The sequence below is a fragment of the Candidimonas sp. SYP-B2681 genome (assembly GCF_003971065.1).
Classification (GTDB): domain Bacteria; phylum Pseudomonadota; class Gammaproteobacteria; order Burkholderiales; family Burkholderiaceae_B; genus Pollutimonas.
On record NZ_RYDV01000002.1, the window covers coordinates 573,605 to 585,769 of the forward strand.

Consider the following 12,165-nt stretch of genomic DNA (forward strand, 5'->3'; position numbering starts at 1 on the left):
TGCGACTGCTGTTCTTTATGACCGGTAGTCGGCATTGATGCTGACGTACTCGTGGGAAAAATCGCAGGTGTACACGGTATCGGAGATGTCACCGCGCCCCAACTCGATACGAACGACAATTTCCGCTTCCTTCATGACGCGCTGGCCGTCAGCTTCTTGGTAGTTCGGATCCCGTTCGCCTTGGCTGGCCACCAAGACGTCGCCCAGCCATAGTTTTGTCCGCGTTACGTCCAGGTCGGCGATGCCCGCATAGCCGACGGCGCAAAGGATGCGCCCCAAGTTCGGGTCGGAGGCAAAAAAAGCTGTCTTGACCAGGGGCGAGTGCGCTACAGCATACGCAACCTTCAGTGCTTCCTCGCCGGTTTTTGCCCCTTCGACCTGAACGGTAATGAACTTCGTTGCACCCTCGGCATCGCGCACGATTTTCTGCGCCAATTCTGTTGCGGCGCAGGCAAGTGCTTCGTACAGAGGTGCATACAGCGGGTCGGAGGTTGAATCGACGTGGAGGCCGCTTTTCCCGGTGGCAATGACAATGAAGGAATCGTTGGTGGATGTGTCGCCGTCAACAGTGATGCGATTAAAAGACCGATTGGCGATGTCGCGCGCCATTTCTTTAAGAAGCGAAGGGGCCACGCCGGCATCGGTGGCCAGATAGCCCAGCATTGTCGCCATATTGGGGCGTATCATGCCGGCGCCTTTGCTAATGCCGGTGATCGTAATGGTTTTGTCGCCCAGCGCCACATGTTGAGACACGATTTTTGGCTGCGTGTCGGTCGTCATGATGCTATGCGCAGCAGCGAACCAGTTATTTTCCTGCAGATTATCGATTGCCAGCGGCAGTCCGGAGATCAGGCGCTGCAACGGCAATGGCTCAAGGATTACGCCAGTGGAAAAAGGCAATACCTGAACTGGCTTGATGCCCAGCAGCGATGCCAAGGCCACACACGTGTCATTGGCTGCCTGTAGTCCCGATTCCCCGGTGCCGGCGTTCGCGTTGCCGGTATTGATGACCAATGCGCGTATGCCTTGCGCAGCGGTCAGATGGGCCTCACATACCTGAACGGGCGCTGCCCTGAAGCGGTTAAGAGTAAAGACACCGGCCACACTGCTGCCTTCGGCGAGCCGGAACACCGTCAGATCGCGTCTGTTCGCTTTGCGGATGCCGGCTTCGGCCGTGCCGATCTCGACGCCTGCTACGGCAAAGATATTGGATTCCGGTGGAATGTACAAATTGACGGCCATAACGGGTTCTCAGCAGTAAGGGTGAAAAAAACAAAGCGCCGCGACCTACATGCAGATAGGGCGCGGCTGCTAATTTTATCAGGGTGGGGCAGCGGGTATGGTCATGCGCGGCCAGACAGGTTTACCTGAGTCATTTGCTTGAGCTCGCCCAGCGCTTCAAACAGGGAAGCCCGATTTTTTTCGGAGAGCCCCGCAAACATCGAACGTATCCATTCTTCGTGTGACTTGGCCATTTTCCTGAAACTGCGCTTACCCTTGGCGGTAAGCCGTATTATCGAACTGCGCCGGTCGGTGGCGACCTTTATTCGTTCGACCAGACCTTCCTTTTCGAGCTGGTCGGTAATGCCGGTAATGTTTCCGTTAGTCACCATCATATGGCGCGAGAGCTCGCTCATCTTCATTCCGCCCGGAGTTCTCTGCAACTGAGCCATGAGGTCGAAACGGGGCAGAGTGCTTTCGAAGTCTGTGCGAAGGTGGCTGCGGATCTGACTTTCTATCAGATTGCAGCATGTCAGCAGGCGCAGCCACAACCGAAGGTCTTGGTGATCCTCCGGCACAGCGCGGCTTTCCAGATCGGGATTATTTTGCAGTGTTGCAGTAATGAGAGTTTCGCTCATGGCTTGTTATCGTAAGACCCAGAGTAACGACGGAGATATTTTAATCTTCAATTACATAGCGATGGTAAATTCGCATTGCAGCCAAGATCGACCGGAGTGTAAAGACCCTGTCTGCTGACGTCTTTGATGTTATGCAGGAAAGGCACAAATAAAAAATAGAAACGGAGACACAGCATGTTCAAGGCGTTTTTCGCAGACACATATGCCGAGGCCCGGGCGAATTTCATTGCGGCCGCCAATCAGAATCAGTGCGTTACTGAGGCACATGTGAATCCTGTCGCCCTAGGGCCAGACGGAGACGTTCTGTCTACCGACCTTGCCTATTGTGGCCTTTCAGATGCACATTCCGTGCTGGTGCTCACATCGGGCACGCATGGTGCGGAGGGGTATTGTGGCTCTGGATGCCAAGTGGCCTTGCTGAATGATAGGGCCTTGCTCGAAAAGGCGCATGCTTCGGGAATAGGAGTGTTGTTGATTCATGCGTTGAACCCATACGGCTTCGCCTGGGGGCATCGTACAAACGAAGACAATGTCGATCTAAACCGGAATTTCCGCGATTTCGACAGGCCTTTGCCTGACAATCGTCACTATCGCACGCTGCACCCCTTGCTCATTCCCGACAGTTGGCCGCCAGGACCTGACAATGTCGCCGCCATCGACGCGTTCATAGAAGCCGAGGGTGGGCAGGCGTACAGGGAAGGCATGATGCTGGGGCAGTACAGTCACCCAGATGGGCTTTTCTATGGGGGGCGTCAGCCATCCTGGAGCAACCGGACCTTGCGCGATATCCTGGCCCGGTACGGCAATAGTCGCAATCGACTTGTCTGGATCGACTATCACACCGGCTTAGGCCCATACGGACACGCCGAAAAGATTTTCGTCCAAAAGGGCGACGTTGACTATCAACGGGCGCGGGCGTGGTGGGGTGCCGATGTGGTGTCCGTTGTGGATCCCGATTCCAGCACAGTCGACATCGAAGGGACGGCGTTGCGCGCCCTGCTGGAAGAATGTGCACAAGTGCCGGAACTTACCTTCCTTGCTCTCGAGCATGGCACCGTGCCTATGGACGAGGTCTTCCTGGCTTTGCGCAGCGACCGGTGGCTTGCGCGCCATGCCGCTGCTGCACCAGGGCAGGTAGCGGCCATGAAAGCTGCACACAAAGCAGCCTTCTACCCTGACCACGACGATTGGCGAGGGGCAGTGTTAGGGCAGTCTCGAACTTGCGTGTTGCAGGCAATCTACGGCCTATCCACGTCCTGGCGCTAAGCCATTGGCCCTGGTTGCGTCGATCAACGGCAGCAGCGCGCATGCCGATAAAATTTTCTTGCTCGTGGTTTACTTTGCCGATATAGTTGAAGCTTAAAGCAAATAAAAGTAGCGTCCCAGAATAGCTATCCGGAGGCAAGCCATGAAGATCGTGTGCATAGGGGGAGGGCCGGCCGGCTTGTATTTTGGTTTGCTTATCAAGCTCGCCGATCCGCGGCACAACGTAACGGTCGTCGAACGCAATCAGCCCTACAACACCTTCGGCTGGGGCGTGGTATTTTCTGACGCGACCCTCGAAAACCTAAAACAGGCCGACCCCGTCTCAGCAGCCCAAATCATCGCTGCCTTCAATCACTGGGATGACATCGATATTCACTACAGCGGTCGAAGTGTGCGCAGTAGCGGACACGGCTTCATTGGAATCGGTCGCAAGAAATTGCTGAACATCTTGCAAGCGCGGTGTGAACAAGTGGGCGTCGACCTTGTCTTCGAGACCGACGTGACAGATGACCGGGTTGTTGCGGAAAAATACCAGGCTGACCTGGTGATCGCCTCCGACGGTTTGAATAGCCGGATTCGAAGCCGCTATGCGGATAGCTATAAACCCGACATCGATACCCGCCAATGCCGTTTTGTCTGGCTGGGTACCAGGCAAACCTTCCGTGCTTTTACGTTTGCCTTTGTCCAGACTGAACACGGCTGGTTTCAGGCGCATGCTTATCAGTACGAAGCGGGCATGTCGACTTTCATTGTCGAGACGCGCGACGAAACTTGGAAAGCGGCTGGGCTCGATGTCATGGGCCAGCAAGAAGGAATAGCCTTCTGCGAGAAATTGTTTGCCCCTTGGTTGAACGGTAATGCCTTGATTTCCAACGCCGGGCATCTACGCGGCTCAGCCATCTGGATCCGCTTCCCAAGGGTGATTTGCGAAACATGGGTGCACGAGCAGTCTTCGGCCGATGGCAGCCGCAAGGTGCCGGTGGTGTTGATGGGCGATGCGGCTCATACGGCGCATTTTTCCATAGGCTCGGGTACCAAGCTGGCTCTTGAAGACGCGATCGAGCTGAATCGGTCTATCGAGGCTTGCAGCAATGACCTGACTTTGGCGCTGCGCCAGTATCAAGACGTTCGTAGCGTCGAGGTCCTAAAGATTCAGAACGCAGCCCGAAACTCGACTGAATGGTTCGAGAATGTTGCGCGGTACGCCCACTTCGAGCCCGAACAGTTCGCTTATTCCTTATTGACGCGTTCACAACGCATCTCGCACGAAAATCTGCGCCTGCGCGACGCCGCCTGGCTTCAGGGCTACGAGCGATGGATGGCCGGCCGAACCGGCATCGACGCCAATGATCAGTCCCCGCCACCACCTATGCTGACTCCGTTCAAGGCGCGCAGCATAGCTCTGAAGAATCGCATTGTGGTGTCGCCCATGGCTATGTACTCCTGCGTCGACGGGCTTGTGGGGGATTTTCATTTAGTGCACCTTGGCGGTCGAGCCATGGGCGGAGCCGGCCTCGTTATGGTGGAAATGACGTGTGTTTCCCCCGAGGCACGGATTACGCCGGGTTGTCCCGGGCTATGGAACGAAGATCAGATGCGCGCCTTCAAACGTATCGTCGACTTTGTCCACTCGAACAGTGATGCCAAGATTGGTGTTCAGTTGGGGCACGCTGGCCGCAAAGGCTCAACCCGCGTCAGTTGGGAGGGTACTGATATGCCATTGCCTGGCGGCAACTGGTCTCTTGTGTCGGCATCCGGATTGCCGTATATCGAAGGTGTATCCCAAGTGCCGCAAGCAATCACCCGCGAGCAAATGATTACCGTGCGCGATGAATTCGCGGAAGCCGCCAAGCGAGCCGCGCGCGCCGGATTCGACTGGCTGGAACTGCATTGCGCTCATGGTTATCTTCTTTCGAGTTTTATCTCCCCATTAACCAATCAGCGCCGCGACGAGTTTGGTGGTTCGTTGCAGAACCGTCTGCGTTATCCGCTTGAGGTCTTCGGTGCCGTACGAAAGGCATGGCCCAGCCACCTCCCCATGTCGGTACGTATTTCGGCGCATGATTGGGTCGAAGGCGGAATTACCGCTGACGATGCCGTCGAAATCGCACGGCGTTTCAAGACGGCAGGGGCCGATATGGTTGACTGCTCTTCCGGACAGGTCAGCAAAGCAGAACAGCCCGTCTATGGGCGTATGTATCAAACGCCATTTTCGGACCGTATTCGTAACGAGGCACACATTCCGACCATAGCGGTCGGCGCCATCTTCGAAGCCGATCATGTAAACAGCATTATTGCGTCGGGCAGGGCCGACCTCTGCGCTTTGGCGCGGCCGCATCTGGCCGATGCAGCCTGGACTCTCAGGGAAGCGGCCCGCATTGGCGTTACCGAAGTCGATTGGCCACGCCAATACTTTCCTGCCAAGCGCCAGCTGGAAACTAACTTTGAACGGGCGGCGGCGTATGCGCAGCCGATAGCCAAATGAATGCGAACCACATCCTTGCCGGCCGTCATGCACTGGTCACCGGCGGTTCCCGAGGAATTGGTCTGGCGATTGCCCGCCGCCTGCTAGGCATGGGGGCGCGCGTCACATTGCTGGGGCGTAGTGCTGAATCTCTGCAGCAAGCCTTGTCCAGTCTGGCAGGCCAGGGCGAAGCCGCTTTTGTCACCGGCGATATTTCGCTTCAGGCCGATGTGCAACATGCCTTCTTGCAGGCCCGTACCCATTTTGGTGTTATCGACGTCTTGGTGAACAATGCCGGGCAGGCGGTAAGCCAGCGCTTCGACAAGCTCGATGAGGCTGGCTGGCAGCAAATGCTAGCGGTGAACCTCGGTGGCACATTTCATTGCATGCAGGCGGCCTTGCCGGACATGCTGGAACGCCAGTGGGGACGTGTGGTCAACGTCGCAAGCACTGCAGGCTTGACCGGATATTCCTACGTCAGCGCCTATTGCGCCGCTAAGCATGGCGTGATTGGTTTGACTCGTGCCGTGGCGCTTGAAAACGCGAAGAAAGGGGTGACCATCAATGCGGTATGCCCCGGCTTTACTGAAACCGATATCGTTCATGAAGCCGTCGCCAATATCGTAAATAAAACTGGCCAGCCTGCCGAACAGGCTCGTGCACAACTGGCCGGGCGCAATCCGCAAGGCAGACTCGTCCAGCCCGACGAAGTCGCTCAAACCGTGGCATGGCTGTGCTCGCCCGGCGCGTCAGCCATCAATGGACAGGCTATTGCGGTAGACGGCGGGGAAGTCATGGCGGGCTAAAAACGCAACTAACCAGGAGACAACTATGAAAGAAGATGTGCGGGGCATGGCGCAGCACAAGCGTTCTTATGCCAACTACACGGCCAGCAACTTTCTTTGGGAAGTATCGGGCGACAGCAAGGTGGCAACGATTACCCTGAACCGTCCCGAGCGCAAGAATCCTTTGACCTTCGATTCGTATGCTGAACTGCGAGACCTGTTCCGCGGGTTGGTGTACGCGACTGACATAAAAAGCATTGTCCTGACAGGAGCAGGGGCAAATTTTTGCTCGGGCGGTGACGTCCATGAAATCATCGGACCGCTCACACGAATGACGATGCCGGAACTGCTCGACTTCACTCGTATGACGGGCGATCTGGTCAAGTCCATGCGGGCCTGTCCGCAGCCGATTGTGGCGGCGGTCCATGGCATTTGTGCTGGAGCCGGCGCCATGATGGCTCTTGCCTCGGATATGCGCCTGGGTACCGAACAGGCACGTACTGCCTTTTTGTTCACGCGCGTCGGCTTGGCCGGGGCCGATATGGGGGCCTGCACGCTGTTGCCGCGCATGATAGGGCAGGGGCGAGCGTCGGAGCTGCTCTATACCGGGCGCGCCATGACGGCCCAAGAGGGCTTCGCCTGGGGGTTCTTCAATAATTTGCACGCTTCCGACCTGGTATTGCAGGCGGCGCAGACACTGGCGCGGCAATTGGCCAACGGTCCCACTTTTGCGCACGGCATTACCAAGAAGCTGCTGCATCAGGAATGGAATATGGGCGTTGACGAAGCCATCGAAGCCGAAGCGCAGGCTCAGGCGATTTGCATGCAGACGCAGGATTTTCGCAGGGCCTACGATGCATTTGTTGCCCGGCAGAAGCCGGTCTTCGAGGGCGACTGAATGAATGCTCCCGACTGGCTTGACTGGCCTTTCTTTGATGATCGCCACCGCGATTTGGCTGCGCAAGTGCAAATCTGGTGTACCCAAATGATCGGGACAATGGATCATTCCGACACCGATGCGGCGTGCCGCCGCCTGGTGATCGAGCTAGGAAAGGCCGGCCTGCTGAGCGTCGCGGTCCCCGAAGGACCGAACGGCAACTGGGGTGGGCGGTGGGCTGACATTGACTCACGCAGCGTGTGCATCCTTCGCGAGACGCTGGCGCGGCATAACGGACTGGCCGATTTTGCTTTTGCCATGCAAGGCCTGGGCAGCGGCGCCATTTCGCTTGCCGGCAGCCAGGCACTGCGCGAAAACTATCTGCCTCGTGTAGCAAGCGGTGAGGCCATCGCCGCTTTCGCTCTTTCTGAAGCGGACGCGGGCTCCGATGTGGCTGCGATGTCCTGTGAAGCCCGCGCCGATGGCGATGGTTATGTCCTGAACGGCGAAAAGACATGGATATCCAACGGTGGTATCGCGGACTTCTACTGCGTTTTCGCACGTACCGGAGAGGCCCCGGGCGCCCGCGGCATCAGCGCATTTGTCATCGACTCCGATACGCCCGGGCTGACGATATCCGAGCGTATCAATGTCATCGCGCCGCACCCCTTGGCGACGCTGCGCTTTCATAACTGCCGCGTCGCTGCATCCCATCGACTGGGTCAGCCCGGCCAGGGATTTAAGCTCGCCATGATGACGCTGGATATCTTTCGCGCTTCCGTTGCTGCGGCAGCATTGGGCTTCGCCCGTCATGCGTTGGAACTTGCACTCGGGCGCGCCAAATCGCGGCGCATGTTCGGCCAGACCCTGGCTGACCTTCAATTGACGCAAGCTGCACTGGGTGACATGGCATGCGAAATCGACGCCGCCGCCCTCCTTACCTATCGGGCGGCATGGCTGCGCGATGTAAAGGGCATGCGCACAACCAGTGTTGCCGCCATGGCCAAGATGGCAGCAACGGAATCAGCCCAAAGAATCATAGACCGGGCTTTGCAAATGTTTGGCGGGGCGGGGGTGGTCTCGGGGGCGCCCATCGAAACGCTCTACCGCGAGATTCGCGCCCTGCGCATCTATGAGGGCGCAACCGAGGTGCAGAAGCTCATTATCGGCAGGGAACTGCTGAAGCAGGGCGAGAGCCCTTGACGTTGCAGCACTTAACGATTTTCCCTGGCCGTGCACAAGGAGACAACATGGAACGATCTGCCCATACCGACACGTTCGCGCGTGATCATCTTCCACCGCCAGACCAATGGCCCGACTTGCTGCTCGATAGCAACCCTGATGTGGCGTATCCGGCGCGGTTGAACTGCGCCGTGGTATTGCTCGATACGCAGGTGCACGGCGGGCTGGCGAAACGTCCAGCATTGCACTGGCGCGACGGCTCGGGCAAGCGCAGCATGACCTACCTTGCCCTGATGGAACAGGTCAATCGCATTGCCCACGTCCTCGTTGAAGATATGCGTTTGCAGCCCGGTAACAGAATTCTGTTACGAGGGCCCAATAATATGATGATGGCGGCTTCGTGGCTGGCGGCCGTGAAGGCCGGACTCGTGACCGTGCCCACAATGCCTTTAATGCGTGCGAGCGAGCTAAAGCAGATAATCGACAAGGCCGAAGTCGAAGCGGTTCTATGCGACAAGCGTTTAGCCGCCGAGATTGAGTATTGCAGGGATCCCCGGCATGCCAGTTATTGTCCGCAACTGAAGCAAGTGCGCTTTTATCATGACCAGGCTCCCGAAGGCCTCGAGGCCCTTGCCGCCACTAAACCCGTCGACTTTATGGCATGCAATACGTCTGCCGACGATGTCTGTCTGATCGCATTCACCAGTGGCACCACCGGCAAGCCCAAGGGCTGCATGCATTTTCATCGCGATGTGCTCGCCATGTGCGACACGTTTTCACGGCACATATTGCAAATGAAAGCCGATGATATCGTGTGCGGTACGCCGCCCTTGGCATTCACTTTCGGATTGGGCGGCCTGTTGTGCTTTCCTCTACGTGTGGGAGCTTCGGCGGTGCTCGCTGAAAAACTCACGCCCGATGGACTTCTCGAAACCATTCAAGACTTCGGCGTGACCATGAGTTTCACGGCGCCTACGTTTTACCGGCAGATGTCCGGTCTGGTCGATAACTATCGGCTTGCGTCGCTAAAAACTTCGGTTTCGGCCGGCGAGGCTTTGCCGGACGCTACCCGGCAATTATGGAAGAAGGCGACAGGCATCGAAATGGTCGATGGCATAGGCGGTACTGAAATGATCCATGTGTATGTGTCCAGTGCAGGCGACGGCGTGCGTCGCGGCGCGATTGGCAAGGTCGTTCCGGGGTATGTGGCGCAGGTGGTCGATGAGAATCTGCAAGCCGTCGAGGCCGGCATTGTGGGCAGGTTGGCCGTCAAGGGACCAACCGGCTGTCGTTATCTTGATGACGAACGTCAGCTTGCATTTGTGCAGCGCGGCTGGAATCTTCCCGGCGATACATTCTCTATGGATGCCGATGGATACCTTTTTTATCAGGCGCGTAACGACGACATGATTGTATCGGCCGGCTACAACATCGCTGGCCCCGAAGTAGAAGGTGCACTGCTATTGCACGAAGCGGTGGCTGAATGTGGTGTAGTAGGTCAGCCGGATGAGATGCGCGGAAGCATAGTCAAGGCCTTTATCGTGATCAAATCCGGATACCGATCTGATGCCGCCATGATCAAGTCGTTGCAAGACCATGTAAAGGCTGCCATCGCTCCTTATAAATATCCGCGAAGCATTGAGTTTGTCGATAGCTTGCCACGCACGGAAACCGGCAAGCTGCAACGGTTCGTATTGCGCCAAAGGGCCGAACAGGGGAAGTGGGAATGAATATATTGCAACCGCCAGCTTGGCTGGCGCCGCGGGGTTATGCCAACGGCACCATGATCGAAATGACGGTAGGCAGCCGCCTGTTGTTCGTCGGAGGTCAGGTAGGCTGGAATGAACAGCAGGAATTCGAAACTGATGACTTCGCCGAGCAAGTGGGCCAGACCTTAAAGAACATTGTCGCGATCCTGAAGGAAGGCGGCGCCGGACCTCAACATATTACTCGCATGACATGGTATGTATGTGACAAGCAAGAGTATGTCGCGGCCTTGCATGACGTGGGACGCCATTATCGCGAAATCGTGGGACGTCACTTTCCCGCCATGACGGCTGTGGAAGTGGCTGGTTTGATCGAGCAACGGGCGCGCGTAGAAATCGAGGTCACCGCGGTCGTTCCCGCAACATCTTGAACGTTGCGGGAATTAAGATGGGTTTTCTTGCAAACGCTACACAGCGAGCGCATTAAAGCTTGGCAAAGACGCCTTCGGCGATGTCCAGTGTCGTCTGGACCACGTCGTCGGTGTGGGCAGAAGAAATGAATCCGGCTTCGAATGCCGACGGCGCAAAGTACACGCCCTTGATCAGCATGCCGTGGAAGAACTTCTTGAAAAGCTCGGTGTCGCAGGTGGACACTTCTTCGAATGTGGTCGGAATCGATTCCCTGAAGTAAAGGCCGAACATGCCGCCAACATGATCGCTGCAGAACGGAACGCCCGCGGCTTTCGCGCGTTCGGCCAGCCCATTGGCAAGCTTCCCTGATTGTGCTGATAAGCGCTCATAGAAGCCTGGTTCAGCAAGCAGTTTCAGGGTCGCAAGACCTGCGGCGACAGCCACCGGATTGCCTGACAAGGTGCCTGCCTGGTACACATTGCCGATAGGTGCGATATGTTCCATGATGTCGGCGCGCCCACCAAATGCGCCGACCGGCATTCCGCCGCCGATGACTTTTGCCAGCGTGGTCAGGTCAGGTGTAACGCCTGTCAGCCCTTGCACACCTTGCGGGCCCGCCCGGAAGCCCGTCATGACTTCGTCAAAAATCAGCAGCGCGCCATACTGCGTACACAGTGATCGCAGGCCTTCCAGGAAGCCGGGAAGAGGCTTGATAAGGTTCATGTTCCCGGCAATCGGTTCGACGATGATGCAGGCAATTTCAGAGCCGAATTCTTTGAATGCTGCTTCGACGGCATCGAGCTTGTTGTAATCGAGCACGAGGGTGTGCTTGATGAACTCGGGGGGAACGCCTGCCGATGTAGGGTTGCCAAACGTAAGCATGCCCGAGCCGGCCTTGACCAGCAAGCTATCGGCATGGCCGTGATAGCAGCCTTCGAATTTGATGATCTTCGAGCGGCCGGTTGCGCCACGCGCCAGACGAATGGCGGTCATGGTGGCTTCGGTGCCGGAACTGACAAGCCTGACTTTCTCGATCGAAGGCAGGCGGGCGACGATGGCTTCGGCAATCTCGATTTCGCCTTCTGTCGGCGCGCCAAACGACAAACCGTCAACTGCCGCTTCCTGCACTGCCCGGATGACGTCGGGGTGCGCATGCCCCAGAATGGCGGGGCCCCAGGATCCAACATAGTCTATGTAGCGGACATCGTCGGCGTCCCACATATAGGGCCCCTGCGCACGCGTGATGAATCGTGGAGAGCCACCTACTGAACGAAATGCCCTGACGGGGGAGTTGACACCGCCTGGTATGGTCTGAAGGGCGCGTTCGAATAATTCTGTATTGCGAGACATGATGTTAAGACTCACTGCTGGGGTAAATGGGAGGGCAGGCATTAGCATAACAGTTGCTAGTAATGGGAGGCGGCTTATGACGCATCGGGTTGTCGTTGCTAAACCGTCTCGGGGGTGCTGGTGCCGGGGGGCGGGCCAGCGTGACCGAGAGTGTCGGAAATTTTGTGTTCGGGTCTATGATTGTCTTAAAGGAGACAAGCCATGGCACGAGACCAGAAGAAAGAACCGATAGGGGTCCCTAAGGGCAAGCTGCCCGCGAGCGCCC

At 57.2% G+C, this 12,165-nt stretch carries 10 protein-coding genes; 7 read left to right on the forward strand and 3 right to left on the reverse strand.

The window, feature by feature from the left end; translation table 11 throughout:
- Positions 1–15: 15 nt before the first annotated feature.
- Positions 16–1,242 (reverse strand): bifunctional glutamate N-acetyltransferase/amino-acid acetyltransferase ArgJ, encoded by a 1,227-nt coding sequence (gene argJ / locus EKL30_RS07285; RefSeq protein WP_126706510.1) that lies wholly within the window; start codon positions 1,240–1,242, stop codon positions 16–18.
- Positions 1,243–1,343: 101 nt separating this feature from the next.
- Positions 1,344–1,832, reverse strand: coding sequence for a MarR family winged helix-turn-helix transcriptional regulator (locus EKL30_RS07290; RefSeq protein ID WP_126706577.1), 489 nt, complete (start codon positions 1,830–1,832; stop codon positions 1,344–1,346).
- 201 nt (positions 1,833–2,033) lie between these two features.
- Here EKL30_RS07290 and EKL30_RS07295 point away from each other — a divergent pair, with 201 nt between their 5' ends.
- From EKL30_RS07295 to EKL30_RS07325, 7 genes are all read left to right on the forward strand, one after another.
- Complete coding sequence (locus tag EKL30_RS07295) at positions 2,034–3,125, forward strand: M14 family metallopeptidase (protein WP_126706511.1); 1,092 nt, start codon at positions 2,034–2,036, stop codon at positions 3,123–3,125.
- Positions 3,126–3,267: 142 nt separating this feature from the next.
- A complete protein-coding gene (locus EKL30_RS07300) occupies positions 3,268–5,610 on the forward strand; it encodes a bifunctional salicylyl-CoA 5-hydroxylase/oxidoreductase (protein ID WP_126706512.1) in 2,343 nt (780 codons plus the stop codon).
- On the forward strand, positions 5,607–6,395 hold the full coding sequence (locus EKL30_RS07305) for an SDR family NAD(P)-dependent oxidoreductase (protein ID WP_126706513.1): 789 nt from the start codon (positions 5,607–5,609) through the stop codon (positions 6,393–6,395). Before EKL30_RS07300 ends, EKL30_RS07305 begins: the two co-directional genes overlap by 4 nt.
- A 25-nt stretch (positions 6,396–6,420) precedes the next feature.
- Positions 6,421–7,272: an enoyl-CoA hydratase family protein gene (locus EKL30_RS07310; RefSeq protein WP_126706514.1), complete on the forward strand. Its 852-nt coding sequence runs from the start codon at positions 6,421–6,423 to the stop codon at positions 7,270–7,272.
- The gene (locus tag EKL30_RS07315) at positions 7,273–8,454 is read left to right on the forward strand and encodes an acyl-CoA dehydrogenase family protein (protein WP_126706515.1); all 1,182 of its coding nucleotides are present in this window, start codon (positions 7,273–7,275) and stop codon (positions 8,452–8,454) included. It begins immediately after the preceding gene.
- A gap of 47 nt (positions 8,455–8,501) precedes the next feature.
- On the forward strand, positions 8,502–10,163 hold the full coding sequence (locus EKL30_RS07320) for an AMP-binding protein (RefSeq protein WP_126706516.1): 1,662 nt from the start codon (positions 8,502–8,504) through the stop codon (positions 10,161–10,163).
- Positions 10,160–10,570: a RidA family protein gene (locus EKL30_RS07325; protein ID WP_126706517.1), complete on the forward strand. Its 411-nt coding sequence runs from the start codon at positions 10,160–10,162 to the stop codon at positions 10,568–10,570. The genes EKL30_RS07320 and EKL30_RS07325 overlap by 4 nt, the downstream gene beginning before the upstream one ends.
- A 52-nt stretch (positions 10,571–10,622) precedes the next feature.
- On the opposite strand, the gene hemL is transcribed toward EKL30_RS07325, so the two are convergent.
- Positions 10,623–11,900: a glutamate-1-semialdehyde 2,1-aminomutase gene (hemL, locus tag EKL30_RS07330; RefSeq protein WP_126706518.1), complete on the reverse strand. Its 1,278-nt coding sequence runs from the start codon at positions 11,898–11,900 to the stop codon at positions 10,623–10,625.
- Between the last annotated feature and the right edge of the window lie 265 nt (positions 11,901–12,165).

Coding starts and splice junctions, on each gene's coding strand:
- EKL30_RS07315 (WP_126706515.1), top strand. CDS start 7,273: ATGAATGCTCCCGACTGGCTTGACTGGCCTTTCTTTGATGATCGCCAC.
- argJ (WP_126706510.1), bottom strand. CDS start 1,242: ATGGCCGTCAATTTGTACATTCCACCGGAATCCAATATCTTTGCCGTA.
- EKL30_RS07300 (WP_126706512.1), top strand. CDS start 3,268: ATGAAGATCGTGTGCATAGGGGGAGGGCCGGCCGGCTTGTATTTTGGT.
- EKL30_RS07310 (WP_126706514.1), top strand. CDS start 6,421: ATGAAAGAAGATGTGCGGGGCATGGCGCAGCACAAGCGTTCTTATGCC.
- EKL30_RS07325 (WP_126706517.1), top strand. CDS start 10,160: ATGAATATATTGCAACCGCCAGCTTGGCTGGCGCCGCGGGGTTATGCC.
- EKL30_RS07295 (WP_126706511.1), top strand. CDS start 2,034: ATGTTCAAGGCGTTTTTCGCAGACACATATGCCGAGGCCCGGGCGAAT.
- EKL30_RS07305 (WP_126706513.1), top strand. CDS start 5,607: ATGAATGCGAACCACATCCTTGCCGGCCGTCATGCACTGGTCACCGGC.
- hemL (WP_126706518.1), bottom strand. CDS start 11,900: ATGTCTCGCAATACAGAATTATTCGAACGCGCCCTTCAGACCATACCA.
- EKL30_RS07320 (WP_126706516.1), top strand. CDS start 8,502: ATGGAACGATCTGCCCATACCGACACGTTCGCGCGTGATCATCTTCCA.